The organism is Kitasatospora sp. NPDC097643 (assembly GCF_040302625.1).
GTDB lineage: Bacteria > Actinomycetota > Actinomycetes > Streptomycetales > Streptomycetaceae > Kitasatospora.
Map to the genome: position 1 here is coordinate 49,060 of NZ_JBEOSA010000045.1, position 24,958 is coordinate 74,017.

The window sequence follows — 24,958 nt, forward strand, 5'->3', positions numbered from 1 at the left end:
CGATGACGACGCGGCTGACCGTCCTCGGCAACCCGGGCCACCGGCGGGTGACGCTGTTCAGCGCCGCCGCCCGGGCCGCCGGGCTGCCCGAGCCCACCGTCCTGCCCTGGCTGGACGTGCTGCGCGGCCGGTACCGGCTGCCGGAGGGTGGTCTGCTGCGCATCGAATCGCCCGGCGAGGATCCGCAGGTCGACGAGCTGCTGCGCGGCCCGGTGCTCGGTGCCTCCTACGCACCGACCCGGGTCGAGGGCACCGCCGCCTGGTACGCGGGAGTGCTGACAGCCCTGCGCGGGTTGGCCGAGCAGCCGGCCGTACGACGGGGTGAACAACCGGCGGTGCGGCCGGGCGTGCGGCTGCTCGGTGATCCGGAGGAGATCGCCGTGATGTTCGACAAGCGCCGCGCGCACGCGCTGCTGGCCGCCGCCGGCGTGCCGGTGCCACCGGCGCTCGGCGGCGAGGTCAGCGGCTGGGAGCAGCTGCGCGGGCGGCTGGCCGAGGCCGGGCTGCACCGGGTCTTCGTCAAGCCCGCACACGGGTCCTCCGCCTCCGGGGTGATGGCGCTGCAGTTCGGGCCGCGCGGGCAGCTGTTGGCGACCACCTCGGTCGAGCTGGCCGACGGCGAACTGCACAACTCGCTGCGGGTGCGCCGCTACCGCAGCGAGCGGGAGATCGGCGCGATCGTCGACCGGCTGGCGCCGGACGGCCTGCACGTCGAGCAGTGGATCCCGAAGGCCTCGCAGTCCGGCCGCGCGGCGGACCTGCGGGTCGTGGTGGTGGCCGGCCGGGCCACCCACGCGGTGGTGCGCACCAGCGCGCAGCCGATGACGAACCTGCACCTCGGGGGCGCCCGGGGCAGCCTCGACCTGGCCCGGGAGGCCGCCGGGCCCGCCTGGCCGGCCCTGCTGGAGACGGCCGAGCGCGCCGCGGCCTGCTTCCCCGGCTCGCTGATGGTGGGTGTGGACGTCCTGCCCACCTCGGGCTGGCGGCGTGCCCTGGTGGGCGAGGTCAACGCCTTCGGCGACCTGCTCCCCAACCTCGCCGGCCTGCCCGGCGGCCCCGCCGAAGGGCTCGACACCTACGGCGCCCAGCTCGCCGCGCTCCTCCACCTGGCGGCAGACAACCGCCCGACGAACGATCTCTCCACGAACGACCAGATCACGGAACCAGCCCGATGAACCACCAGACCCAGACTCACGCCCAGCCCCACGCCCACGCCCAGGCCCCCGACATGAACGCGATCGTGGGCAGCCACGACCTGCTGCTCGTCACGCTCGACACGCTGCGCTTCGACGTCGCCGAGGAGCTGGCGTCCGCCGGCCGGATCCCCCACCTCGCCGCCTTCCTGCCCGGCGGCCGCTGGGAGCGCCGGCACGCGCCCGGCAGCTTCACCTACGCCTCCCATCAGGCGATCCTGGCCGGCTTCCTGCCGACCCCGGCCTCCCCCGACGGCCCGCATCCGCGTCTGTTCGCGGCCCGCTTCGCCGGCTCCGAGAGCACCGCCCCGCGCACCTGGGTCTTCGACGCCCCCGACCTGCCGACCGCCCTCGCCTCGGCCGGGTACCGGACGGTCTGCATCGGCGGCGTCGGCTTCTTCAACAAGCAGGGCCCGCTCGGCTCGGTGCTCCCCGGTCTGTTCCAGGAGAGCCACTGGGAGCCCGCGATGGGCGTGCCCTCGCCGACGTCCTTCGAGGCGCAGGTCGCCCGGGCCGAGCAGGTCGCCGCCGAACAGCCCGCCGGACAACCGCTGTTCCTGTTCCTGAACGTCTCCGCACTGCACCAGCCCAACTGGTTCCACCTGCCCGGTGCCACCCGCGAGCACGGCGACTCCCGGGCCAGCCACGCCGCCGCCCTGGAGTACGTGGACGCCCACATCGGGCGGCTGTTCGCGGCGATGAGTGCCCGCCGCCCGTGCTTCGCGATCGTCTGCTCCGACCACGGCACGGCGTACGGCGAGGACGGTTACACCGGGCACCGGATCGGCCACGAGGTGGTCTGGACGGTCCCGTACGCCCACTTCACCGTCCCGCTCACCGCCCCTCCCCACCACGGCACCGCCACCGCCACCGCCACCGCCACCGCCACCGCCACCGCCACCGCCACCGCTGAGGAGCGCGCATGACCACCGCACCCCCGCTCCCCGACTCGCCGTACCAGTCGTACGTCTACGCCTACCCGCACAAGACCGCCTACCGCCCGCTGCCCGACCGCCCGGCGCTGCGCGAGCTGTGGGCCGGCGAGCCGCAGCATGCCCTCTCGCTCTACCTGCACATCCCGTTCTGCGAGGTCCGCTGCGGCTTCTGCAACCTGTTCACCCGGATCGGCGGCCCCGAGGGCCTCACCACCGCCTACCTGGACGCCCTGGAGCGGCAGGCGGTCGCCGTCCGCGCGGCGCTGGACGAGGGCGCCCGGTTCGCGCTGGCGGCGTTCGGCGGCGGCACGCCCACCTACCTGACGGCCGCGGAGCTGGAGCGGCTGTGCGACATCACCGAGCGGCGGATGGGCGCGGACCTGCGGGCGATACCGCTGTCGGTGGAGGCCTCGCCCGCCACCGCGACCGCGGACCGACTGGAGGTGCTGGCCGCCCGGGGCACCACCCGGCTGAGCCTGGGCGTGCAGTCCTTCGTCGACCAGGAGGCCCGCTCGGCCGTCCGCCCGCAGCAGCGCGCCGAGGTGGAGGCCGCCCTCGGGCGGATCCGCGCGGCCGGGTTCCCGGTGCTCAACATCGACCTGATCTACGGCATCGACGGCCAGACCGAGGCCAGCTGGCTGCATTCGTTGGACGCCGCGCTCGCCTGGCAACCCGAGGAGCTGTACCTCTACCCGCTGTACGTGCGCCCGCTCACCGGTCTCGCCCGGCGCGGCGAGCAGGACGGCCCGGCCACCTGGGACGCCCGGCGGCTCGCCCTCTACCGGGCGGGCCGTGACCACCTGCTCGGCCACGGCTACCAGCAGGTGTCGATGCGGATGTTCCGCCGCGCCGCCTCCCCGCAGGCCGGGGCGAGCGAGTACGCCTGCCAGACCGACGGCATGGTCGGCCTGGGCTGCGGCGCCCGCTCCTACACCTCCCGCCTGCACTACTCCTTCGACTACGCGGTGAACGCCACCGAGGTGCGCGCGATCATCGACGACTACGTCGGGACGGACGACTTCGAGCACGCGCGGCACGGCTACCGGATGGCCGCCGAGGAGTCGCGCCGCCGCCACCTGGTCCAGTCGCTGTTGCAGGCCGAGGGCATGCCGCTGGCCGACTACCGCGCCCGGTTCGGCAGCATGCCCACCGAGGACTTCGCCACCGAGCTGGCCGCCTTCGCGGAGCGCGGCTGGCTGGCGGACGATCCGGACCGTCTGCTGCTCAGCCCCGAGGGGCTGGCGCACTCGGACGCGGTCGGCCCGCTGCTGTTCTCGCCCGAGGTCCGGGGCCGGATGGCGGGCTACCAGGCGAAATGACCTTCCTCGGGATGCCCTCAACGCCATCGACCCGCTCGACGTCCACCGGAGGCGGGGACGCGGTGGACGCCGGGCTCGACCTCACCCTGCTCTACCGGGGCCCGCTCGCCTCCTGTGACTACGACTGCCCGTACTGCCCGTTCGCCAAGCGCCGCGACACCACCGAGCAGCTGCGGGCCGACCGGGCCGCGCTGGAGCGGTTCACAGCCTGGGCCGCGGCTCGGGCGGGCACCGGCGACACGCTGTCGCTGCTGTTCACGCCCTGGGGCGAGGGCCTGGTGCGGTCCTGGTACCGGCGGGCGCTGGTCGAGCTGAGCCGGCTGCCGCACGTGCGCCGGGTGGCGATCCAGACCAACCTCAGCTGCCGCACCGGCTGGCTCGCCGAAGCGGACCGCAACACCCTGGCGCTCTGGGTGACGTACCACCCCGGCCAGGTGACCCGAACGCGCTTCCTCGCCAAGTGCCGGGAGCTGGACGCGCTGGGCGTGCGCTACAGCGTCGGTGTGGTCGGGCAGCCCGAGCACCTGGCCGAGGCCGGGCGGCTGCGCGAGGAGCTCGCCCCGGGCGTCTACCTGTGGGTCAACGCCGCCGAGGGGCGCGCCTACACCGACGCCGAGGCCGCCGCCTGGTCCGCCCTGGACCCCCACTTCGGCTACAGCCGGCACGCCCACCCCAGCGCCGGCCGCCCCTGCCGCACCGGCGCCTCGGTGCTGTCGGTGGACGGCGAGGGCACCGTCCGTCGCTGCCACTTCGTCCGGGACGTCCTCGGCAACCTCTACGACGGGTCCTACCGGGCCCAACTGCGGCCGCGCGGCTGCCCGTTGCCGGTCTGCGACTGCCACATCGGCTACGTCCACCTGGAGACCCTGCCGCTGTACGAGGTGTTCGGCGAGGGCGTGCTGGAGCGGGTGCCCCGGGGCTGGCCGCAGCGGGCCTGACTCCTGTGGGCGGGCGTCCTCGGGCCGGGGTACCTAGCCTGGAAGCAGGAGGAGGTATCACCATGCTTGGAGACGCACCGCTACAGGCCGTCATCCCCGCCGCCGACCTCGGGCGCGCGAAGGCCTTCTACACCGAGACCCTCGGCCTCAAGATCACCGGGGAGACTCCCGAGGAGTTCTACTGCGACTGCGGGGGCACCGAGTTCTCGGTCTACCAGACCCCCAGCGGCGGACAAGCCGCCCACACCCTCGCCAGCTTCAAGGTCGCCGACCTGGACGGCGAGATGGCTGCCCTCCGTGACCGTGGCATCACGTTCGAGGAGTACGACTTCCCCGGCCTGAAGACCGTCAACGGCGTCGCCGAGCGCGACGACATCCGGGCCGCCTGGTTCAAGGACAGCGAGGGCAACATCCTCTGCGTGGCCCAGCGCCTCGCCCAGTAGCCCCGACCCGACCCCCAGCTCAGCTCGACCCCCAGCCCGGCCCGTGCCAGGCCCCTGCCAACCCCCGTATCCGCATCCCGACACCCGCATCCCGACATCTGCATCCCGCGACCCGCGCCGGCCGTCGGCCGCCCCTCCCCGAGGGCCCGCCCGACGGCCGGAGCGGGTCTGCGGTACGGGTGCGGCGCGGGCGCGGTGGCGCACGTCCGGCGCGTACCGCGGCAACGCGCGACTCCCCCGCGCGCCGGTGTGTCCCCAGTCGTCGGTCGGCCGCCGTCCGGCCTGGTGGGGCTCCTGCCTGCGACAACGCGGAGGTAGTGCACACCCCGTCCACGACCGGGTCCCGGAAGGCCGTGGAACCGGGAACCCGGGGCTTCGCGGCCGCGTCGATTGCAGGCGACCACAGCCGGTCGCACCACGGCCAGCCGCACCGCAGGCGGCCGCAGCACGGCGACGGCCCGGAGCCGAGGGGGCAGCGATGCACGAGCACGGCGCACAGGACGCGGCGGCGGACCCCGCCGACTGGGAACTGCCCGGCTACACCCACCTGCGCACGCTCGGCGCGGGCGCCAGCGGACGCGTGGTGCTCGCCCGCCACGACCTCACCGGCACCCCCGTCGCCATCAAGTACCTGCACGACGCGGCCGACGGCCCCGCCCTGCGCACCGAGGCCCGGATGCTCGCCCGGGTCGACTCCCCGTACGTGACCAGGCTCTACGAGTACGTCGAGGGCGGCCCCTACACGGCGCTCGTGATGGAGCTGGTGGACGGCGTCTCGCTGCGCACCCTGCTGAAGGAGGAGGGGGCGACCACGCCGGAGGCCGCGCTGGTCGTGCTCAAGGGCTCCCTGCTGGGGCTGGCCGCCGCCCACGCGTCGGGCCTGGTGCACCGCGACTACAAGCCCGCCAACGTCCTGGTCGCCACGGGCGGGGCCTCCAAGCTGGTCGACTTCGGGATCGCCGTGCCCAGCGGGGCCGACCGCGACATCTCCGGCACACCGGCCTACCTGGCGCCCGAGCAGTGGACCGGCGCCCCCGCCTCCCCGGCCGCCGACGTCTACGCGGCGACCGTCACCTTCTTCGAGTGCCTCACCGGCAGCCGGCCGTTCCCCGGGCCGGGCATCGCCGAACTCGCCGTCCAGCACCGCGAGTCGCGCGTGCCGGAGGAGCTGGTGCCGGAGCAGGTCCGGCCGCTGGTCCGGGCCGGGCTGGCCAAGCGGCCGCAGGACCGTCCCGTCGGCGCGGCCGAGTTCGTCGGACTGCTCGACGCGGTCGCGACGGCCGGGTACGGCGAGCAGTGGGAGGAGCGCGGCACCCAGGACCTCGCCGCCCTGGTCGCCCTGCTCGCGCTGCTGCTGCCCTGGGGCGCGGCCGGTCCCCCGCCGGCCGGGACGACCGCGCTGGCGTACACCAACGTCGGCGCGGTCGTCGGCGGGCAGGCTGTCGGTGGGCCGGCCGTGGGCGGGCAGGCCATCAGCGGACGGGCCGTGGGCGGACGGGCCGTCCGGCGGCCGATCCTGCGAAGACGGGCCCGGTTCACCGCCGGGCTGGTGGTCGGCGCGGTCACCGCCGCCTCGCTCGCCGGGTTCGCGCTGGCCGGGGTCGCCGACCGGTCCGACCGGGTGGTGACGGGCAGTCCGATGCCGAAGGCCACCACCTCCCTCGGTCCCGACCACCTGGCGGGCCCGGGCGATCCGAGCCAGGACCCGGGCGGGCAGTCGCCGGACCCCATCGCGACGGTCTTCTCGTCGTCCTCCTCGTCGCCGTCGCCGTCCACCACCGCGTCCGCCCGCCCGACCGTCCCGCCCCCGCCCTCCCCCACCTCCTCGCCGTCCCCCTCCCCCTCCCTGTCCCCGGCCGCCTCGTCGTCGCCGTCCCCGCCCCCGAGCGCCAGCACCAGCACCACCGGTTCGCCCACGCACGCCCCCAGCCCCCCACCCACCACGACCCCACCGACCACCCCGCCGACCCGGTCGACTCCGACCACCACCTCACCCACGACGCCTCCCCCGACGCCGCCGACCAGCAAACCCCCGACCACCCCGCCGCCGGTCCGGGTCGACTCGCTGACCATCGACTCGATCGCCTGCGACGGCGGTTACGGCGTCCAGGCCTCCGTCACCGTGGTGACCTCCGGCCCGCCCGGGGCCACCCTGGTCATCAGCTGGATGCACAACTCGGGCCCGAAGTACCCGAACGAGACCGTCGCCACCGACACCGTCAAACTCGGCTCCGGCCGCGTGACCCTGACCGTCCGCCACCAGTTCGGCACCGCCGACACCCAGTTCCAGTGGGGACTGCGGGTCGCCACCACCCCGGCCGCCGGGAGCACGCCCACGCCCTACCGGGAGCTGTACGCGCCGGGCTGCCACGAGCCCGGCTGACACCGCCGCACCACCGCAGCCGCGCCACATCCGCCGCCGCACCACCGCCGCCGCTCGCCCGGAGGTCCCCGTGCCCCAGTACCGACCCACGCCCGACGACACACCGACCGAAAGAATCCACCCGGCAGCCGACCGGACCGTTCCCCTCGACCGCCGCCCACCGGCCGAGGAGGACGCCGGAGTCGCCACCGCCCTCGACCCGTCCGCCTGGGGCCACGCCCCGCAACCGCCCACACCCGCCGGGCCCGCACCTGCCGCACCCGCACCCGCTCCCGCTGGCGCACCCGCAGGCGCACCCACTCCGGCACCCGCACCCCAGCTGCGGCGCTTCGGCCCCGGCGTCCCGCCGCAGACCGCCGCCGTCTGGCACCGCACGGCCCCCGCCGAGCAGCCGCAGCGGCCCACCCGCCGGGGCCGGGCGGCCGGCTGGCTGGTCTGGGCCGCCGTCCTGCTCGCGCTGCTGGCCGTGGTGCTCACCCGCTGCCACACCGACCCCCCGCTCGCCCTGACCGGCGTCGCCGTCACCGCCGAGCCGGCCACCGGCCCCACCTGCGGCGGCACGGCCGCGATCACCGCCTCGGTCGCCACCAACGGCCGGGCCGGCACCATCCGCTACCACTGGCTGCGCAGCGACGGCACCTCCTCCGGTGAGCTGTCCCAGCCCGTGCAGTCCGGCGAGGACCACGTGCGCCTGGTCCTCCGCTGGACCTTCGACGGCCAGGGCAGCATGACCGCCACCGCCACCGTCGAGATCCTGGCCCCCCAACGCCTCAGCGCCCTCACCACCTTCACCTACACCTGTACCGGCTGACCCGCCCCCAGCACCCCCGCCCACCTGGCGAAGGAGGCCCGCCGAGTCCACCCGTTCGGTCCGATGGCGCGGCATTCCGGTGTGGGTAGACATGACCCGCCCGTTCCCGTACGACCGAAGGAGTTGACGTGCCATGGAGAAGGACCAGCTGGCCCACCTGGAGCAGCGGATTCACCACCTGATCACGGTGACCAGGGCGGTGAGCAACGACCCCCACGAGGAGCTGCTCAAGATCATCCACCGGCCCGGCTGGACGACGCCGGCCGAGGTGGCCCTGGTGACCAACGCGGTCGACCACCTGATCAAGCAGACCGAGAGCCTCAACGAGGCTCGCACCAACCTCCTCGACGGAGCCCGCGCCGTCGGCTGAGCCGGGCTCACCCAGGATCGCAGCGGCACCGGAGGCGGGTGGGGGGTTGTGGACGGACGCCTCCGGTGGCGGGGGGTACGGGGGTCGCCTTGACTGGTGGCGAGCGTTGCCCGGCTGCGGGAGGACCGAGGGATGACGTCGGCGAGGGAGGTCGCCGCCCGCTGGAAGGAGCGGATGGCGCGGGGCCGTGAGCGGTTCGGGCGGACACGGGCCGAGGCCGAGCGGCGGTTCCCGGTGATCAGCGAACTGACGGCCCGCCTGTTCTCCCCCGGATTGCTGGACGCCGCCACCCGGATGGCCTCCCAGGTGTTCCTGACGGCGATCCCGCTGCTGTTCGCGGTGGCCGCCTTCGCCCCGAGCGAAGTCCGGGACCAACTGGCCTCCTCGTTGCGCTCACTGTTCGGCATCTCGGGCGCGGCCCAACAGCAGCTGGACGAGGCCTTGAAGGGCAACGGGGATCTGCGGCAGACGACGGGGTTCATCGGCCTGCTGATGGCATTTCTGTCGGCGACCAGCTGCAGTCGCGCGGTGGGCCGGGTCTGCGAGCACGCCTGGCGGCTGCCGAAGGCCCGCACCAAGGTGGCGGCCTGGCGGTGGTTGCTGTGGGTCGTGGGCTGGCTGGCGCTGCTGCTGTTGCAGGGCCCGCTGCGAGACGGGTTCGGGGCCGGCCTCTGGCTGGGCGTGCCGCTGACCTTCGTGGCCTCACTGGGGGCCTGGTGGTGGACCTCCCACCTGCTGCTGAGTGCCCGGATCGGCTGGCTGCCCCTGCTGCCCGGCGCGCTGCTGACGGGCGCCGGGGTGACGGTGATGTCGCTCAGCGCCCGGGTCTACATGCCGACGGCGCTGAACCGTTCGCTCGCCCAGTACGGCTCGTTGGGCCTGGTGCTGATGCTGCTCTCCTGGCTGATCGCGCTGTGCGCCGTCATCACCTTCGCGATCACGGCGGGTGCGGTGCTGGCCCAGGAGCCGCCGCTGAACGCCTACCTGCACAGCCCGGCCCCGTCCACGAACGGCGCCGAGGACGAGGACGAGGACGACGGCAGGAACGACGGCGGGAACGACTGAGGTTCACCGCTGCCGCCGCCGCACGCGCCGCCACCACCGCCACCCGGTGCGGGCCGTGGCGACCGGGTCCCAGGCGCCGGGGCGGCCCCGGGTCAGCGGGTAGCAGGCGAGGCCGATCAGGACGGCGCTGAAGTGGCCGATGCTGGTGAAGTCCCGGCTCTGCACGACCCCCAGGCCGTAGAAGACGAGCACGCCGGCCGCGTAGACGTACCGCCAGGGCCGCACGATCAGGTAGGTCAGCACGGCGACGACCCCGGCGAGGGCGTAGCTGACGCCGTAGTCGAGGGTGTTGACGGCACTTCGCGGGGCCAGGCCGTGGCGGATCGCCCAGTACAGGACGCCCTCGCTGAGGTAGGTCGCGCCGACGTGCGCGGCCAGCACGACGGCCAGCCAGCGCGGGGTGCCGAGCCAGCGTTCGGCGGGCACGTGGAAGAGGTTGTAGAGCACGAAGTAGCCGAACCAGCCGCCCCCGGCGATCCACAGGGCGCTGGTCACCAGGACCCTGACCGGGGAGACCGCCAGGTAGTGCAGGTTGGTGGAGCGCTTCTCCAGGATGTGGTCGGCGACGGCGGGGTCGACGTGACGGATCACCAGCGTGGTGAGGAGCAGGATCGCGAGCCAGAGGTAGGTGCCGGGGGCGCGTCGGACGTAGGCCCCGGCCGCGTGGGCGAGGCGCGCCGGGCGCGAGCGCCGGCGCGCCGGTGCCGCCCTGGTGGTGCCACCGGTCATCCACGCCTCCTCGACGGGTGCCTCGCGTGCCTCACCCGCGTCCCGCCGCGGTGGCCGCCGTCGGCGTCCCGCATCCGTCCCACCTCACCCTTGCCGCACACTCCTTCGACCCTCGGTGCTGCGGCGCGGAGCTGCCAGGCCCGTTGCTGCAATCGGGGGACCCGAAGCGGTCCGTCCCGTCGCACGCGCCGCCTATACTCCCTCTGCCGATCAGCAGGGGGAAGGAACAGGAATGTTGAGTTCGTCGCTGCCCATCATCGTCATATTCGTGGCGGTGCTGGCGCTGGTGGTGCGGCTGGCGACCCTGCCGGTGCTGTGGCGTGCTCAGCGAGCCGTACGCCAACGGGAGTTGGCGGCCATCGGTGCCGGGCCCGCGGGCGGGGTGGGGGCGATCGTCGCGGAGCTGGCGATCGGCCTCGCCGGTGGTGCCGGCCTGGCGGCCCTGTTGATCGGGACGCGCGACACGGGCCCGTTCGGCGTCCAGGTGCTGTCGGAGCCGCTCGGCGGGCACGGCGCGAACTACCTGTCACGGGAGCTGGGCCTCAAGCTGAGCGTCTCGACGAACGCGATCCTCATCGCGGGGATCGTGGTGCTGCTGCTCTGGCTGCTGCTCTACTACCGCACCCAGCGCAACGTGCTGCACGCGAACATGCCTCCGGAGGTCTGGTCCTCGTCCTCGGTGCGGCTGCGGGTGGCCGGTCTCCTGGTCCTGCGGGCGCTGCTCGGCGCGGTACTGCTGCCGATCGGCGTGAGCCTGGGCGCCCTGGTGTTCCAGGTCGTCACGGTGCTGGCCAGCCGCCGGTGGCGCAGCGCCTCGGTGGTCGCGGCCCAGGGCGCGCCGGCGGGTGCGGCTCAGGGCGCGCCGGTCCCGCCCGGGTTCGGGCCGGCCCGACCCGGCGCGTACCCGCAGCCGATGCCCCAGCCGCAGCCGTACCCGCAGCCGCCGGTGTACGTCCCGACGCAGGCCGCCCCCGCACCCCCGACCGCGGGACCGCTCACGCCGGTCGGCTCCGTCGCGCACCAGCCGCTGCACCCCAACGAGCCGCGGATGATCGGCGGTTACCAGCTGCTCGGCCGGATCGGCTCCGGCGGCATGGGCACCGTGTACCTGGCCCGGCGCGAGGGCGCGGCGACCCAGGTGGCACTGAAGACCATCAACCTCGAACTGCTCGACAACGCCGAGCTGTTGCGCCGCTTCGAGCGCGAGGCGGAGGTGCTGGCCATGGTGTCCGGCGCGTACACCGCCCGGGTGCTCGACGGCGGGGTGGACGGCGGCCGGCCGTACCTGGCCATGGAGCTGCTGGACGGCCGCCCGCTGGACGCCCACCTGCGCGAGCAGGGGCCGATCCGCTCCGCCGAGGCGCTGCGGGCGCTCGCACTGGCGCTGGCCGTCGCCCTGTCCGGGGTGCACAAGCTGGGCCTGATCCACCGAGACCTCAAGCCGGCCAACATCATGCTCACCACGGCCGGTCCGCGGCTGCTCGACTTCGGCATCGCGGCCCTGGTGGACGGCACCCGGCTGACCATGACCGGCGGCGGGCCGGGCACCCTGACGTACATGGCCCCGGAGCAGTTCGACAACGAGCGGGTCGGTACGGCGGCCGACGTCTGGGCGTGGGCGTGCTGCGTGGTCTGCGCGGCGCACGGGACCAGCCCGTTCGCGGCGACCAGCACGGGTGCCGTGATCCGGCGGATCGTGAGCACCGGCCCCGAGCCCACCGCCCTGGCGGCCGTCCAGGCGCTCGACCCGGCGCTGGCGGCGGTCGTCGCCCGGGCGCTGACCCCCGACCCGGCGGGCCGTCCAGCGGACGGCGCGGCCCTGCTGGAACTGCTGACCGCGCACTCCGCGCCGGGCGTGCCGGCGCCGGACGCGGGCACGCTGCTGGACGAGATCACCCGGGGCTGGCGCACCCTGGCGCTGTGACCGGCGGCGGGCCGGGCCCGGGTAGGCTCGCCGGTGGCACCAGGCACCGTACAACGAGGGCGGCAGGCAGGATGAGCGAGCGCGGCAGCACGGCCACCGGCGAGCCCCCGATCAGCGAGCCCGCCGCCCGCGAGCCGGCCGACGCCCGCCACCCGGCGCTGCGCACGCTGGCCCGGCTGCGGCTGACCACCGGCTACGTGCTGGTGCTGACCGTCACGGCCTGCTGGCTGGCCGGCCAGAGCCACGCCGGGCGCGCCCGCTTCGTCCGGCACAACAGCAGCAACGTCCACCACATGGAAGTGGGCAAGTGGTGGACTCTGTTCAGCAGCGGGCTGGTGGTCGACGGCGTGCCCGCCTGGGCGGGCATCGCGGCGGTGGCGGTGGTGCTCGGACTGGCCGAATGGCGCTGGGGCCCGGCCCGGGCCGGGGCGGTCTTCCTCTTCGGCCACCTGGGAGCCACCCTGCTCACCGAGGGCGCGATGTGGGCGATGCTCAGCACCCACATCCCCGGCGCCCTGTCCCGCGCCCGGGACGTCGGCATCAGCTACGGCCTGGTCGCCACCGGCGGCTGCCTGCTCGCACTGGGGCCCGTCCCGCTGCGCCGCTACGGCCTGCCGACGCTCGCGCTGGCGCTGGCCACCGCCTGGGCGCTGGACCAGCAACTGGCGGACGCCGGGCACCTGGTGGCACTCGGCCTGGGCGCCCTGGCCGCCCGCACCGCCTGGCTGCGGTCCCGGGCGGGCACCCGCACCGGCCTCCGCGCCGGCGCCCGCGCCCGCGCCGACTGACGGCCGCCCCGGCCGGCCTGCTGGCGGCCAGCCGGCCGCAGTGCTGTCGGCTGAACTGCGTCCGCCAGCACTGCGGCCGGGAAGATTCACCGGCTCACGACTCGCGGATCGCTCCAGGTCACAGGACCAACGGTCCAGGAGTTCCCACCGGGACGATCACCCTCTACCCGCCTGCCACCCCTCCGCGAGGTCCCGTACCGCCCGCTCCAGCCGCGTCTGCCGGGTCTCCGGCGTCGCAGCCTGGAGCAGCGGGAGCATCACGAGGTAGCGGGCGGTCCGGTCGAGCGCGTCGAACGCCGCACGCGCCGCCGGGTCCGCGGCAAGCGCCGCCGCAAGGTCGTCCGGGACAACAGCTGTCGCTTGCGATGCGTACGCCCGGTCCCAGCGGCCGTCCGCCTGGGCCCGTTCGACCTCGGCGAGGCCAGGCCCTCGCATCCGGCCCGCCGCCGCCAACACCGCGACCTTCTCGACATTCACCCGCGACCACAGGCCCCTCGGTCGCCGCGGCCCGTACTTCTGCAGGTAATACCGGTCGTCCAAGCCCCGACGCTGCCCGGAGATCCAGCCCCAGCACAGCCCCACGTCGACCAGTTCGTCATCCGTGACCGACGCGATCCCCGACGCCTTCTTCGCCACCTTGACCCACACGCCCTCGCGGCGGGTGTGGTGCACGGCCAGCCAGTCGTCAAAGGCCCCCGCATCCGGGAACGCGACGACTTCCACCCCGTTGAACTCCTCCATGCGGGCCAGGCTAGCCCGGCCGCGCCAACCACCGACAGCGGCTCAGTTCAGCGGAGGGGAGCGGATGTTCGAGGCCGTCGACAGCGCGGACACCGCAGGGCTGCAGACCGACCGGCCGCACCCGGCGCCGCCGTACCGCACCATTGCGCGGCAGCCGCACAGAAGTGCGGCCCCTCTCACGTCACGGCCCGACCAGGACGATCACCACGTCCGGCGGGGCCGTAACGCTACGCGGCCTGAATCGCGTCTGCCGGGACCTCGAAGACGATCGCGATCCCATCACGCTCGTTCCCCTGCTCGCCGACGCGCGTGAAACCGAAACCCGCGATGGTGGCCAGGGAGGCGATGTTGTCGGATCCGATTCTGGCCCGCACGGTCCTGACACCGGGTTCGGCGGCGGCCCTGACGAGCAGCGCCGTCAGCATGGCGCGGGCATAGCCCTGGCGGCGGTACCCGGGCACGACGCTGTAGCCGACCTCGACCATCCCGGCCTCGTCCGGCGGCCCGTGGAACCCCGCGTCGCCGACAACGACCCCGTCCGGCTCCGAGACCGCGGCCCGCGTGATCCAGGGCGCGGCAGACGGGTCCTTGGCGAGTTGGTCAGCGCGATAGCCGAAGATCCAACGGGCCCGGTCGCAGACGAAGTGTTCGTCAAGGGCGACCCCGGCCTCGGCGCTGCCGCCGGCGAGGTCACCGTCTGCAAGCGCCCGCAGCGCCGTCGCGTTGAGCTCGACGAAGCGGACGCGCTTGGGAACGGAGGGAAGTTCACTGTTCATCGCGGGGATGCTCGCGCACCACCGGAGGACTGTCCACCGCTTTACGTCCCCGACGGACATGGTGATCGCCCCGGTCAGAACGGCGGGCACGATCGGCGGCAGCTCAAGAGCAGCCGGAATCGGGGATGACGCGTCGGCAGGCACGGTCTTCCACTCGGATCACGGGACGTCGAGGCGGGCGCACAGGCACAATTCTGTCCGCTGCTCAAGATGTGCTTGCGGTCTTCAGCGAAGGGGCTCTTCGTTGGACAGAAGATCGCCATCACAGGCGTCATCGGCACGAAGACGATCACGGCCATCCCAATTTCCTCCACTGCTACAACGAGGACGGGAATAACTGCTCACTCCAGGGGAGCCCCTCGGTCATCGGAAGCAATCTGACGGCAGGGGCCTCCATCGCCGGCAGCACCCCGTTCGAGATCGTGGCCGGAGTCGCGTCGAAGCGGCCGTTTGAGTACTTCAACCAGCGGGGCGCGCGGTCCGTTAGATCGCGACTCGGCGAGTTGGTCAGTGGCACCGGGATGTCCTTCCTGTCTTTGGACGTCCTTGGCGTCGGCCCCGACGCCAACATCTATGACCACTCGGAACTCAAGTACGCCGGCGACGCCAACCCGTGGTTGATCTGGACGAATGACAACACCGGCTATCGGGAATACATGCGCTTCCCCACAGGAATCGCGAAAGTTCGCGCGCCAGCCCCGTGGTTCATTCACGGAATTTACCTCGGCTCGCCTCTGGGTATCGCCGCGATCGGCGGAAGTGCACAGGTGCGGTTCACTGCGTCGCCGGGTCTGCCGTCGGTGCAACGCGATGCACAGCCTCTCACCTATGAGGTCGGCGACACGGTATGGGAGGCTGCGCCGAGCGGGGGAACGCGTTTCGCGCGCCGATGCGTCGCCGCAGGAACGCTCTACGCGACGGTCCCCGCGTCGATGCCGAACGGCACCGTCAGCACCCCAGGGACGCTCGTTGTGAACTCGGCAACTGGACTGGCCGTCGGGCAGTACATATCGGTCGCTGGACTCGATAGCGGCGCGGCAAAGAAGATCACCGCAATTGACGGCACGAATGTGACGTATACACTTCCGGCCGGCACGGTGGGTCCTGGGGCAGCGATCTCCTTCGCCGCTCCCAGGTTCGAAACGCTCTACGCCGCGAACGGCCCTACAGTCACGACGGCCGTGAACCTTACGATCGCGACCGAACAACGGTTCGTCACCGTCACGGCTTCCGGGAGGACGGTCACGCTTCCCATGGCGCCGTTCGACGGAGAGACGCACGAGGTCAAGGGCAACGGCGCGTTCACCGTCACCATCGCGGGCAATGGGGCCAATGTCGACGGAGCTGCCAGCTACACGCAGTCGACGAACCGAAGCAACACCCGCGTCCGCTTCAACAGCACGAGCGGCGAGTGGGAAGTCAGATGAGCCTCGGCGACTCGGATCTTCCAGCTGTGGGCCGGCCCCCCTCGGGGGGCCGGCCCGACGTCTTTCCCAGCTGTTCCTGCCGCCGGGCTCTTGCCATCCCACTTCGGCGGAGTAATGCTGATTACATGATTACAACCTCACCCGAAGAGCTCCGGGGATGGTTCACCGGACGCCTGCCCGCCGACCTGTTCACCGAACTGGTCGAGATCACCGCCGACCGCGAGGAGATCACCGTCGTCGGCCGCATCGCCGAGCCGGAGCTGGACGGCTCCGCCTCGGAGGCCGAGCGCGAGGCGGCCTTCGAAGGCCGGATCGCCGAATTCCGCGACCGCACCCGGGACGCCCGGATCGGCGTCGCCCGCGAGGCCGAGCGCCGCTACGGCCGCAAGGTCTCCTGGGGCGCCGAGTGCGGCGACCTGCGGGGCATGTTCACCACGGTCTCGGCCCCCGTCATGACCCGACTGCGCCAGCCCGAGCGGCAGGTGCTCGACACCCTGGTGGAGGCGGGCGTCGCCCGCAGCCGCAGCGAGGCGCTCGCCTGGTGCGTCCGCCTCGTCCAGCGGCACTCCGACGCCTGGCTCGCCGAACTACGTGAATCCCTGGAGAACGTCCGTCGGCTGCGCGCGCAGGGGCCGGACGCCGACAGCACCTCCTGACCCCTCCCCGAACTCACCTCCTGTACAGGTGAGTTGAGGCGATCGACAGCCGGTCGGCCGGGCCGGACAGTGGGCCCGGACGACCGGCACCCCACCCGACGCGACCGTATGCTCTTGCGGTACTCTGCAAACCTATGCCAGAGTGCGGGCATCGGATAACGCCGAATCCCCTCACACGTCGCCAAGTCAGGAGCCCGCACGCTGCGGGTCTAGGGTGCATCCATGTCGAAGGTCTTGAGCCAGCTGCCGGTCGGTGAACGGATCGGTATCGCATTCTCCGGTGGATTGGACACCTCGGTCGCGGTCGCGTGGATGCGCGAGAAGGGTGCCGTCCCCTACGCCTACACGGCCGACATCGGCCAGTACGACGAGCCGAACCTCGCCGACGTGCCGGCCCGTGGCCGCGCCTACGGCGCCGAGCAGGCCCGCCTCGTCGACTGCCGCGCGGCGCTGGTCGAGGAGGGCCTCGCCGCCCTCGCCTGCGGTGCCTTCCACATCCGCTCCGCCGGGCAGACGTACTTCAACACCACCCCGCTCGGCCGCGCCGTGACCGGCACTCTGCTGGTGCGCGCGATGCACGAGGACGAGGTCTCCATCTGGGGCGACGGCTCCACCTACAAGGGCAACGACATCGAGCGGTTCTACCGCTACGGTCTGCTGGCCAACCCCAACCTGCGGATCTACAAGCCGTGGCTGGACCAGGCCTTCGTCGACCAGCTCGGCGGCCGCAAGGAGATGTCCGAGTGGCTCGCCGAGCGGGACCTGCCCTACCGGGACTCCGCCGAGAAGGCCTACTCCACCGACGCCAACATCTGGGGCGCCACCCACGAGGCGAAGCGGCTGGAGTTCCTGGACGCCTCCCTGGAGATCGTCAGCCCGATCATGGGCGTGGCCTTCTGGGACCCGGCGGTCGAGATCCAGACCGAGGACGTCACCGTCGAGTTCGAGTTCGGCCGCCCGGTCCGGATCAACGGCCAGGCCTTCGCCGACGCCGTCGAGCTGGTCCACGAGGCCAACCGCATCGGCGGTCGTCACGGCCTGGGCATGTCGGACCAGATCGAGAACCGCATCATCGAGGCCAAGAGCCGCGGCATCTACGAGGCCCCCGGCATGGCGCTGCTGCACATCGCCTACGAGCGGCTGCTGAACGCCATCCACAACGAGGACACCCTCGCCACCTACCACACCCAGGGCCGCCGCCTCGGCCGGCTGCTCTACGAGGGCCGCTGGTTCGACCCGCAGTCGCTGATGCTCCGCGACAGCATGCAGCGCTGGATCGGCCACCCGGTCACCGGCAGCGTCACCCTGCGGCTGCGGCGCGGCCAGGACTACTCGGTGCTCGACACCCAGGGCCCCAACTTCAGCTACCACCCCGAGAAGCTGTCGATGGAGCGCAGCGTCGACGCCGCGTTCGTCCCGGACGACCGCATCGGCCAGCTGACCATGCGGAACCTGGACATCGCCGACTCGCGCAGCAAGCTGGAGCAGTACGCCGTGCACGGCCAGCTGGCGCCGTGGAGCGGTCTGATCGGCGAGCTGTCCCCGGGCGGGGCGGCCCCCATCGCGGCCGGCACCGGCGACGCGGAGGGGTCCACCGCGCTGGACCACGCCGCGATCGAGTCCGGGACCGACTGATCCGACGGGTCCGGTGAACGGAGGCGGCACCACCGACGCACACGGTGGTGCCGCCTTCTGCTGTGATCAGCCGGTGGAGCACACCACCCGCTCAGGGTGAGATCGGGGCCGGCTCAGGGCCGGAGGCGATCGGGCAGACGGACCGAGAGCAGCAGCGCGGCCGCCATCAGGGCCACCGTCAGCAGGGCCGTGGCGGCCAGTGCCGAGGTCGGCGCGGCGCCGTGGTCGACGAAGCCGGTCCAGGCCGTGACCAGCAGGGCCACACCGAGCGAATTGGCCAGCTGCTGAACCGCATTGAGGACCCCGGACGCCGATCCGACCTCGTCGTCGGCGACGCCGGCGAGGATCACGTCGAACAGCGGCGGGATGACCAGACCCATCCCCAGGCCGGTGACGAACACCCCGGCCGCCAGCCGCCAGGCACTGGTGTCCTCCGCCGACATCCAGGCCACGCCCGCGAGTAGGGCCAGGCCCGTGGCGGAGAGCAGGATGCCCGCCTGGATCACCGCCCGGCCGCGCCGCGCGGCCAGCGCCCCGGCCGGCCCGGCGGTCACCGCGATGCCGAGGGCCAGCGGGGCGACGGCGAGACCGGCTCCCTGCGGGTCCATGCCCAGCGGGCCCTGGAGGAAGAGCGACAGCACCAGGATCAGACCGCTGAAGGAGGCGAAGAAGACGATCGCGACGGCGATCCCCTGGGTGAAGCACCGGTTACGCAGCAGACTTGGCGTCACCAGTGGTTCCGTGCTGCGCAGTTGAAGTCGGCCGAACAGGGCGAATCCCGCCGGGGCCAGCGCCAGGACGACGAACGTCCAGACGGGCCAGTGGAGTTCGGGTCCTTGGACGAGCGGGAAGACCAGCGCGGCCGAGGACGCGCCGACCACCACCATGCCGGCGGTGTCCAGTCGCTGCCCGGCGGCCGGCCTCGTGCGCGGGATCCAGCGCAGCGCGCCGACCAGCGCGGCCAGGCCGATCGGCAGGTTGACCAGGAAGATCGAGCGCCATCCCGTGCCGAGCAGGTCGGACTGGGTGAGCACGCCGCCCAGGATCGGCCCGCCGACCGCACACAGGCCCATGACGGGGCCGAACAGGCCCAGGGCCTTGCCGAGTTCCTCGGCCGGGAACACCTCCTTGAGGATGCCGAACCCCTGCGGGATGAGCAGCGCGCCGAACGCCCCCTGGAGGGCGCGGTCCGCGATCAGCCAGCCCGGACCGGTGGCCAGCGCGCACAGCGCCGAGGCGAGCGTGAAGCCGAGCGCACCGATCAGGAACAGCCGACGGCGGCCGAAGCGGTCACCGAGCCGGCCGGCCGTGACCAGCAGGACGGCGAACGGGAGGGTGTAGCCGGCCTGGAGCCACTGCACGACGTCCCGGCCGCCGCCGAGGCCGGCCGCGATCGCGGGGGCGGCGACCCCGGTGATGGTCGCGTCGAGCAGGTCCATCACCTCGGCCGCCAGCACCACCGCCAGCACCGCCCAGCGGCGTGGATGCGGCGAACGGGGCGGGTGGGGTGGCTGGGATGGCGACGCGGCCGGGCCGGGGCCGGGGCCGGGTAGGGCGGTCTGGGTCACGGGATCTCCCCCTCGGAACGGACAGCACAGGTGACGAACAGCGCTTCTGACGCGCAGCGATCGTGACGAACAGCGATCGCAACGAACACTGTTCGCCACGAACAGTGTTCGCCACGAACAGTGTTCGTACCGAACGGCGTTCGTGTCAACTGCTAGGCTCATCCCATGACGCCCGCACGCCGCAGCACCCGCAGCCGCCCCGCCAAGGCCCCGCTGAGCGAGGAGGCCGTCGTCGCGGCCGGACTGCGCGTCCTGCGCCAGGAGGGCCTGACTGCCGTCACCATGCGCCGGGTCGCGGCGGAGCTGGACACCGGGCCCGCCTCGCTCTACGTCTACGTGGCCAACCGTGACGAGCTGTTGCACCAGATGCTCGACGCCGTGGTCGCGACCGTCCGGCTGGAACCCGCCGATCCGGCGCGGTGGCGCGAGGAGTTGGCGGCCACCGTCACCCGGGTCGTGCACGCGCTCACCGAGTACCCCGGACTCGGCCGGGTGTCGCTCGGGCACATCCCGACCGGCCCCGCCTGGCTGGAGCTGTTCGACCACGTCCTCGGCCTGCTGCTGGCCGGCGGGCTGAGCCGGCAGAACGCCGCCTGGGCCTGCGACCTGATCGCCATGCACATCGGCGCCGTGGCCTTCGAGACCGGGGTGGGCGCCGGACCGGCCGAGACCGGCGGTTCCGGGGCGGCCCAGGACGAGCTCCAGGCCGCCCTGGACCGGCGGCACGAGAACGCCACCATCGAGGACCGGCTCACCGGCCTGGACCCCGCCCGCTACCCGTACCTGGCCGGGTGCGCCGCCGAACTGTCCGCCGGTTCGGCCGACGCCCGCCTGGCCTTCGGCATCCGCGTCCTGATCAACGGCTTCTCCGCCGCCCCCTGATGACGGCCCGGAGCCCTCGACGACCGGTTCCGGCGCCGTTCCGGATTCGTCCGGTCGGCAGTGTCACTCCGGCCTGGTTCGATGGGGCCCGAGGAGCACGACACCATCGTTCGGAGGAGGCCTGGTGGGCACCTGGGGCAGCGGGAACTTCGAGAGCGACACGGCGTTGGACCACCTGTCGATCGTCGTCGACCGGCTCGTCACCGAGGTCGCCGAGGCGGTGGCCGGCGATCCCGTCGACATCGAGCCCGATCAGTACTGGGGCGTCGCCGTGCCGTGCAACCTGGAGTTGCTGTACGCCCTCGTCCGGGCCGGCTACGCCGCCGACGACCTGCCGCAGGCCGGGGTGGTCGAGGAGTGGAAGAAGATCTACATGGCCGTCTGGGAACGGACCATCGACGGTCTGAACCCCTCGCCGGCCTTCAAGGAGGAACGACGGTCGGTGCTGAACCGCACGTTCGACCAGCTGACCGGCGCCACCGCCCGGTGCGCGGCGGCCGACCGGAGCACCGAGTCCGGGGAACAGCCACGCGCGCAGCAGACGGGGGAGGCCGACGTCAGGAGGTGACGCCGGACCTGGACGCTCCTGCTCCTCCCGCAGGAGCCGTCACCCGACGCGTTCGGGGGCGTGAGCCGGCTCGGCGGCCCGCGCCGGTTCGGTCGCCCGCGCCGGTTCGGCGGCCGGGGCCAGCTCAGCAACAGGGACCGTGAGGGCCGCCAGGCGGCGGAGGCTGGCCCGGCGCTGGAGCAGGCTGAGGCCGGTGGCGGCCGAACCGAGGCAGAGCCAGCCGACCGGTCCGGCCGTCATCACCACGCCGGTGAGCAGCAGCGGGCCCACCGACTTCTGCACCGACTGGGACATCCCGGCCACCCCCAGGTAGGAGGCCTGGGCGCGCGGCGGGGCAAGACTGACCGCCAGCTCCCAGGAGCTCACCGAGCGCATCAGCTCCGCCAGGGTGACGAGCGTCGCGGCGGCCAGCAGGGCGAGCGAGGCGGTCCACGGCCCGCCGCCGGTGGCGAGCGCGGTCAGCAGGCAGCAGGCGAGCAGGGTCACGCCGTACCAGCCGACCGCCCTGGCAGCCCCGCGCGGGCCCTCGGCCCAAGAGGAGACCCGCAGTTGCAGGAGCACCACGAGCACCGTGTTGGCGATCAGGAAGACGGGGACGACGGCGTACGGCGCGCCGGTGTGGTGCACGAGCCACAGCGGCAGGCCGACGTTGAGGATGGAGTCGTCCAGGTTGAGCGGCATGTCCAGCAGGATGAAGAGCAGGTAGCCGCGATCGCGCCAGGGGCTCGGGGGTGCCGCCGACGGTTCGCCGGGGGCGGCCTCGGAGGTGGAGGACGCCGCCACCAGGCCGTGGCCGGCCGGCTCGCGGGTGCGCTGGACCAGTACGGCGGCCAGCACGAAGGAGAGGGCGTTGGCGAGGATCAGCGCGCGGTAGGCGCCCGTGCTGCCCACCGCCAGGCCGATCGCCGCGATGCCCGCGCCGACGGCGTACCCGGCATTGGCCACGCTGCGGAACAGCGCCTGGTAGGTGCCGCGCCGCTCGCCCGCGATCCGGGTGGCGAAGAGCATCTCCAGGGTCTTGGCGGCTCGTTCGGCCAGGCAGGTGAGGGCGACCACGGGCAGCAGCGCGGCGAAGTCGTCGACCACCAGCAGCAGGCCCATCGTCCCGAGTCGCAGCAGGTGGCACCCGATCAGCAGGGCGCGCACCGGGATCCGTTCGGCCGCCCGGCCCGCCAGCGGCGAGCCGGCGATCCCCGCGACCGCGCCCACCCCGAGCAGCAGGCCCAGCTGCCGTGCGTCCATGCCGCACACGAAGGTGAAGTACAGCACCGAGGCCGCTGCCCACACGCCGGTCCCGGTCCGGTCGACGCCCTGCGCCATCAGCATGATCCGCGCGTCCCGCCCGCCCGGCGGTCTCCGCAGCTGCGCGATCAGTCCGTTCTCCCGCATGCGCAGGCCCCCCGTTGTCCCGCCGGCCGTCGCACCGGCTGTCACATCCGCATCAATCTCGACATCAAGATACTTCACATCGAGAGAAATGGGGAGTCCCCGGGCCGGCCGCTCGTCATCCCACCGAACCACACCTCGCTCGAACGGGTGATTGCGTGGGCCGGCTGGAATCGGTCATGGCCCCCAGGAGCTCATTCAGATGAGAGCTTCGGTCGTGCACGACGGGCGAGGAGGGAAAGGGAGTGGGCACGGGAGTGGGGATGGGTGAGGCGGTCGGTTCGATGCTGGCCTCGGCGGCGGGCATCGCGATCAGCCCGCTGGCGCTGATCGCGATGGTCCTGGTGTTGGCCACGCCGCGCGGCCGGGCGAACGGGCTCGCCCTCGCGGCCGGCTGGGTGGGTGCCCTGGCGGCGGTGGTGGCCGTCGTGGTGGCGGTGGGCAGCGGGCCGGGCGGGGGCGACGGGAGGCCCACCTGGTCGTCCTGGCTCAGGTTCGCGCTCGGGGTGCTCCTGGTGCTGCTGGCCGCCCGGCAGTGGCGCGACCGGCCGCGCGAGGGCCACGTCCGGGCGCCGCCGCCCTGGATGCGGGAGATGGACCGGTTCACGGTGGCGAGGTCCGCCGGTCTCGGGGCGGTCCTGGTCGCCGCCGGCCCTAAGGACCTGGCGCTGGCCGTCGGCGGTGCCGCCGGCATCGCGACCGCCCCGGCGGGTGGCGCGGGCAAGGCGGTGGCCGGCGTGCTGATGGTGCTGGTCGGCTCGCTGTGCGTGCTGCTGCCGCTCGGGGTCCACCTGCTCGGCGGTGCCTCCTCCGCCCGGATCCTCGGGGAGTGGAAGGCGTGGCTGGCCGCGCACCACGCGGCCATCGACACCACGGTGCTGGCCGTGCTCGGGGCGGCCTACCTCGGGGACGCCGTCACCGGGCTCGGCTGAGCCGATCGCCCCAGGTGGACGAGGGTCTGACGGTTGATGACATACTCCTCTGCGCAGTACCCGGCTCTGCCGTTACGGAGCCGGGCCGTCGTTCAGGGGGACTTCAACCTTCATGTCAGCAACGCGTCGTACCCGGCGCACGGTTCGGGCTGCCCTCGGGGCGTCCACCGTCGCGCTCACCCTGCTCGCCACCTCGGCCTGCGGACCGGACAACAGCCCCGGCGACTCGGTGGCCACGGGGGCCACCGCAGCAGCCACCGGCTCCGCGACCGGTCCCGCCACCGGCACCACCGGCCTGGGCCTGCCGGCCAACCTCGACGACCTCAAGAAGTGGAAGGCCGACGACTGGGAGAAGTGGGCCAAGGACTACGCCCTCCCGGCCGTGGCCAAGGGCTACTGGACGCTGGAGCGGATCCTCAGCGCCCAGCCGGTCGAGCCGCTGAAGCCGCCGGCGCCCGGCCCGGGCGGCAAGCCCACCGGTCAGCCGACCACGCAGGCGCCGCAGCCCACCGCGCCGGCCACCGCTCCCGCGACCGCCACCGCGCAGCCCTCCGTCCCCGGGCAGCCGCCCGCCGACGGTGGCGTCGACGCGCCGCCGAAGACCGTCAACGCCCAGGCGGATCCCCACCCGTACGCGAAGAACCTGTCCGTGTTCGGCAAGATCTTCTTCGACAAGCCGGGTGCGCAGACCCTCGCGCCGGGCAAGCTGGGCCAGAACTACGTCTGCTCCGGCACCGTGGTGGCCGACCCGGCCCACCCCGGCAAGAGCAACCTGGTCTGGACCGCCGGCCACTGCGCCCACCAGGGCAAGGGCTCCACCTTCAACAGCAACATCGTCTTCATCCCCGACTTCAACGCGAGCGGCGCCGTCAGCGGCGGCAAGCGGCCCACGGACGTCACGCAGTACGCGCCGTACGGCAAGTGGGACGCGGTCAACTACGTCACCTCCCCGGTCTGGAAGGCCGAGGGCGGCGAGGTCGGTCCGGCCGCCCAGTACGACTTCGCGATCCTGCGGGTCAAGCCGGAGGAGGACACCGGCAAGTCGCTGGAGGAGACGGTCGGCGGCGCGCTGCCGGTCTGGTTCAACGCCCCGCGCGACCAGCTGTCCATCACCAACTACGGCTACCCGGCGGGCCCGCCGTTCGACGGCCTGGAGCTCAACCACTGCGACGGCGGCAAGCCCAGCCGCCTCGCCTACGACCCGAACCGCCCGCCGATGCTGACGATCGGCTGCTCGATGACCGGCGGCTCCAGCGGCGGCGGCTGGCTGGCCGCCAAGGACGGCAAGCCGGCGCTGGTCAGCAACGTCTCCGTCGGCCACGACGGCGATCAGAAGTGGCAAGCCGGTCCGTACCTGGACGACGTCGCGGCCGGCCTCTACAACTTCATCGCCAAGAAGGGCTGACCCGGCACCGCCAGGGCGGGCCGCCCCGGCCAGCCCAGCGAACCCGGCCGAGGAGCGCCCGGGGCCGTCGCGATCGCGGCGGCC

The 24,958-nt window shown here is 73.2% G+C and carries 23 protein-coding genes; 18 read left to right on the forward strand and 5 right to left on the reverse strand.

Annotation, left to right across the window (positions count from 1 at the left end; translation table 11 throughout):
- The first annotated feature begins 2 nt into the window (after positions 1-2).
- The 9 genes from ABTY15_RS25755 to ABTY15_RS25795 all read left to right on the forward strand — a co-directional run bounded on the left by ABTY15_RS25755 (position 3) and on the right by ABTY15_RS25795 (position 9,457).
- Entirely contained in the window at positions 3-1,175 is a 1,173-nt protein-coding gene (locus tag ABTY15_RS25755) for an STM4014 family protein (protein ID WP_350599934.1), read from the forward strand.
- A gap of 53 nt (positions 1,176-1,228) precedes the next feature.
- Positions 1,229-2,119 carry an STM4013/SEN3800 family hydrolase gene (locus ABTY15_RS25760; protein ID WP_350600000.1) on the forward strand — a complete coding sequence of 297 codons (891 nt, stop codon included), beginning with the start codon at positions 1,229-1,231 and terminating at the stop codon, positions 2,117-2,119.
- Positions 2,116-3,447 (forward strand): STM4012 family radical SAM protein, encoded by a 1,332-nt coding sequence (locus ABTY15_RS25765; RefSeq protein ID WP_350599935.1) that lies wholly within the window; start codon positions 2,116-2,118, stop codon positions 3,445-3,447. Before ABTY15_RS25760 ends, ABTY15_RS25765 begins: the two co-directional genes overlap by 4 nt.
- A gap of 11 nt (positions 3,448-3,458) precedes the next feature.
- Positions 3,459-4,385, forward strand: a complete 927-nt coding sequence (locus tag ABTY15_RS25770; protein WP_350599937.1) for an STM4011 family radical SAM protein — start codon at positions 3,459-3,461, stop codon at positions 4,383-4,385.
- Between the two features lie 62 nt (positions 4,386-4,447).
- A complete protein-coding gene (locus ABTY15_RS25775) occupies positions 4,448-4,828 on the forward strand; it encodes a VOC family protein (protein WP_350599939.1) in 381 nt (126 codons plus the stop codon).
- Positions 4,829-5,306: 478 nt separating this feature from the next.
- Positions 5,307-7,211, forward strand: a complete 1,905-nt coding sequence (locus ABTY15_RS25780) for a serine/threonine-protein kinase (protein WP_350599941.1) — start codon at positions 5,307-5,309, stop codon at positions 7,209-7,211.
- A 466-nt stretch (positions 7,212-7,677) separates the two neighbouring features.
- Positions 7,678-8,022, forward strand: coding sequence for a hypothetical protein (locus tag ABTY15_RS25785; protein WP_350599944.1), 345 nt, complete (start codon positions 7,678-7,680; stop codon positions 8,020-8,022).
- Positions 8,023-8,155: 133 nt separating this feature from the next.
- Positions 8,156-8,392, forward strand: coding sequence for a hypothetical protein (locus ABTY15_RS25790; protein WP_350599946.1), 237 nt, complete (start codon positions 8,156-8,158; stop codon positions 8,390-8,392).
- 132 nt (positions 8,393-8,524) lie between these two features.
- Complete coding sequence (locus tag ABTY15_RS25795) at positions 8,525-9,457, forward strand: YhjD/YihY/BrkB family envelope integrity protein (protein WP_350599949.1); 933 nt, start codon at positions 8,525-8,527, stop codon at positions 9,455-9,457.
- 3 nt (positions 9,458-9,460) lie between these two features.
- On the opposite strand, the gene ABTY15_RS25800 is transcribed toward ABTY15_RS25795, so the two are convergent.
- Positions 9,461-10,186 (reverse strand): rhomboid-like protein, encoded by a 726-nt coding sequence (locus ABTY15_RS25800; RefSeq protein ID WP_350599951.1) that lies wholly within the window; start codon positions 10,184-10,186, stop codon positions 9,461-9,463.
- 232 nt (positions 10,187-10,418) lie between these two features.
- Here ABTY15_RS25800 and ABTY15_RS25805 point away from each other — a divergent pair, with 232 nt between their 5' ends.
- Positions 10,419-12,110 carry a serine/threonine-protein kinase gene (locus tag ABTY15_RS25805; RefSeq protein ID WP_350599954.1) on the forward strand — a complete coding sequence of 564 codons (1,692 nt, stop codon included), beginning with the start codon at positions 10,419-10,421 and terminating at the stop codon, positions 12,108-12,110.
- A gap of 71 nt (positions 12,111-12,181) precedes the next feature.
- Positions 12,182-12,898 carry a rhomboid-like protein gene (locus ABTY15_RS25810; protein WP_350599957.1) on the forward strand — a complete coding sequence of 239 codons (717 nt, stop codon included), beginning with the start codon at positions 12,182-12,184 and terminating at the stop codon, positions 12,896-12,898.
- A 156-nt stretch (positions 12,899-13,054) separates the two neighbouring features.
- Here ABTY15_RS25810 and ABTY15_RS25815 read toward each other — a convergent pair whose 3' ends face one another.
- Together ABTY15_RS25815 and ABTY15_RS25820 are read right to left on the reverse strand one after the other, a co-directional pair.
- Positions 13,055-13,639 (reverse strand): YdeI/OmpD-associated family protein, encoded by a 585-nt coding sequence (locus tag ABTY15_RS25815; RefSeq protein WP_350599961.1) that lies wholly within the window; start codon positions 13,637-13,639, stop codon positions 13,055-13,057.
- A 227-nt stretch (positions 13,640-13,866) separates the two neighbouring features.
- Positions 13,867-14,415 carry a GNAT family N-acetyltransferase gene (locus ABTY15_RS25820; protein WP_350599964.1) on the reverse strand — a complete coding sequence of 183 codons (549 nt, stop codon included), beginning with the start codon at positions 14,413-14,415 and terminating at the stop codon, positions 13,867-13,869.
- 212 nt (positions 14,416-14,627) lie between these two features.
- Here ABTY15_RS25820 and ABTY15_RS25825 point away from each other — a divergent pair, with 212 nt between their 5' ends.
- From ABTY15_RS25825 to argG, 3 genes are all read left to right on the forward strand, one after another.
- The gene (locus ABTY15_RS25825) at positions 14,628-15,842 is read left to right on the forward strand and encodes a hypothetical protein (protein ID WP_350599967.1); all 1,215 of its coding nucleotides are present in this window, start codon (positions 14,628-14,630) and stop codon (positions 15,840-15,842) included.
- 125 nt (positions 15,843-15,967) lie between these two features.
- Positions 15,968-16,498 carry an ATP-binding transcription factor AbmR gene (gene abmR / locus ABTY15_RS25830; protein WP_350599969.1) on the forward strand — a complete coding sequence of 177 codons (531 nt, stop codon included), beginning with the start codon at positions 15,968-15,970 and terminating at the stop codon, positions 16,496-16,498.
- 222 nt (positions 16,499-16,720) lie between these two features.
- Entirely contained in the window at positions 16,721-18,133 is a 1,413-nt protein-coding gene (argG, locus tag ABTY15_RS25835; RefSeq protein WP_350599972.1) for an argininosuccinate synthase, read from the forward strand.
- 113 nt (positions 18,134-18,246) lie between these two features.
- Here argG and ABTY15_RS25840 read toward each other — a convergent pair whose 3' ends face one another.
- The gene (locus tag ABTY15_RS25840) at positions 18,247-19,701 is read right to left on the reverse strand and encodes a DHA2 family efflux MFS transporter permease subunit (RefSeq protein ID WP_350599975.1); all 1,455 of its coding nucleotides are present in this window, start codon (positions 19,699-19,701) and stop codon (positions 18,247-18,249) included.
- Positions 19,702-19,866: 165 nt separating this feature from the next.
- Between ABTY15_RS25840 and ABTY15_RS25845 the strand changes: the two genes are divergently transcribed.
- Both ABTY15_RS25845 and ABTY15_RS25850 read left to right on the forward strand, forming a co-directional pair.
- Complete coding sequence (locus ABTY15_RS25845; RefSeq protein ID WP_350599979.1) at positions 19,867-20,583, forward strand: TetR/AcrR family transcriptional regulator; 717 nt, start codon at positions 19,867-19,869, stop codon at positions 20,581-20,583.
- A 124-nt stretch (positions 20,584-20,707) separates the two neighbouring features.
- Entirely contained in the window at positions 20,708-21,151 is a 444-nt protein-coding gene (locus tag ABTY15_RS25850; RefSeq protein WP_350599981.1) for a DUF4259 domain-containing protein, read from the forward strand.
- A 39-nt stretch (positions 21,152-21,190) separates the two neighbouring features.
- On the opposite strand, the gene ABTY15_RS25855 is transcribed toward ABTY15_RS25850, so the two are convergent.
- Positions 21,191-22,540, reverse strand: coding sequence for an MFS transporter (locus ABTY15_RS25855; protein WP_350599983.1), 1,350 nt, complete (start codon positions 22,538-22,540; stop codon positions 21,191-21,193).
- Positions 22,541-22,800: 260 nt separating this feature from the next.
- On the opposite strand from ABTY15_RS25855, the gene ABTY15_RS25860 reads away from it, so the two are divergent.
- Positions 22,801-23,469, forward strand: coding sequence for a GAP family protein (locus ABTY15_RS25860; RefSeq protein ID WP_350599985.1), 669 nt, complete (start codon positions 22,801-22,803; stop codon positions 23,467-23,469).
- A 112-nt stretch (positions 23,470-23,581) separates the two neighbouring features.
- Positions 23,582-24,874 carry a trypsin-like serine peptidase gene (locus ABTY15_RS25865; RefSeq protein ID WP_350599988.1) on the forward strand — a complete coding sequence of 431 codons (1,293 nt, stop codon included), beginning with the start codon at positions 23,582-23,584 and terminating at the stop codon, positions 24,872-24,874.
- The last annotated feature ends 84 nt before the right edge of the window (positions 24,875-24,958 follow it).

What these genes read in the sequence shown, in the direction of transcription:
- ABTY15_RS25755 (WP_350599934.1), top strand. Translation starts at nt 3, where the DNA reads ATGACGACGCGGCTGACCGTCCTCGGCAACCCGGGCCACCGGCGGGTG.
- ABTY15_RS25760 (WP_350600000.1), top strand. Translation starts at nt 1,229, where the DNA reads ATGAACGCGATCGTGGGCAGCCACGACCTGCTGCTCGTCACGCTCGAC.
- ABTY15_RS25765 (WP_350599935.1), top strand. Translation starts at nt 2,116, where the DNA reads ATGACCACCGCACCCCCGCTCCCCGACTCGCCGTACCAGTCGTACGTC.
- ABTY15_RS25770 (WP_350599937.1), top strand. Translation starts at nt 3,459, where the DNA reads ATGCCCTCAACGCCATCGACCCGCTCGACGTCCACCGGAGGCGGGGAC.
- ABTY15_RS25775 (WP_350599939.1), top strand. Translation starts at nt 4,448, where the DNA reads ATGCTTGGAGACGCACCGCTACAGGCCGTCATCCCCGCCGCCGACCTC.
- ABTY15_RS25780 (WP_350599941.1), top strand. Translation starts at nt 5,307, where the DNA reads ATGCACGAGCACGGCGCACAGGACGCGGCGGCGGACCCCGCCGACTGG.
- ABTY15_RS25790 (WP_350599946.1), top strand. Translation starts at nt 8,156, where the DNA reads ATGGAGAAGGACCAGCTGGCCCACCTGGAGCAGCGGATTCACCACCTG.
- ABTY15_RS25795 (WP_350599949.1), top strand. Translation starts at nt 8,525, where the DNA reads ATGACGTCGGCGAGGGAGGTCGCCGCCCGCTGGAAGGAGCGGATGGCG.
- ABTY15_RS25800 (WP_350599951.1), bottom strand. Translation starts at nt 10,186, where the DNA reads ATGACCGGTGGCACCACCAGGGCGGCACCGGCGCGCCGGCGCTCGCGC.
- ABTY15_RS25805 (WP_350599954.1), top strand. Translation starts at nt 10,419, where the DNA reads ATGTTGAGTTCGTCGCTGCCCATCATCGTCATATTCGTGGCGGTGCTG.
- ABTY15_RS25810 (WP_350599957.1), top strand. Translation starts at nt 12,182, where the DNA reads ATGAGCGAGCGCGGCAGCACGGCCACCGGCGAGCCCCCGATCAGCGAG.
- ABTY15_RS25815 (WP_350599961.1), bottom strand. Translation starts at nt 13,639, where the DNA reads ATGGAGGAGTTCAACGGGGTGGAAGTCGTCGCGTTCCCGGATGCGGGG.
- ABTY15_RS25820 (WP_350599964.1), bottom strand. Translation starts at nt 14,415, where the DNA reads ATGAACAGTGAACTTCCCTCCGTTCCCAAGCGCGTCCGCTTCGTCGAG.
- abmR (WP_350599969.1), top strand. Translation starts at nt 15,968, where the DNA reads ATGATTACAACCTCACCCGAAGAGCTCCGGGGATGGTTCACCGGACGC.
- argG (WP_350599972.1), top strand. Translation starts at nt 16,721, where the DNA reads ATGTCGAAGGTCTTGAGCCAGCTGCCGGTCGGTGAACGGATCGGTATC.
- ABTY15_RS25845 (WP_350599979.1), top strand. Translation starts at nt 19,867, where the DNA reads ATGACGCCCGCACGCCGCAGCACCCGCAGCCGCCCCGCCAAGGCCCCG.
- ABTY15_RS25855 (WP_350599983.1), bottom strand. Translation starts at nt 22,540, where the DNA reads ATGCGGGAGAACGGACTGATCGCGCAGCTGCGGAGACCGCCGGGCGGG.
- ABTY15_RS25860 (WP_350599985.1), top strand. Translation starts at nt 22,801, where the DNA reads ATGGGTGAGGCGGTCGGTTCGATGCTGGCCTCGGCGGCGGGCATCGCG.
- ABTY15_RS25865 (WP_350599988.1), top strand. Translation starts at nt 23,582, where the DNA reads ATGTCAGCAACGCGTCGTACCCGGCGCACGGTTCGGGCTGCCCTCGGG.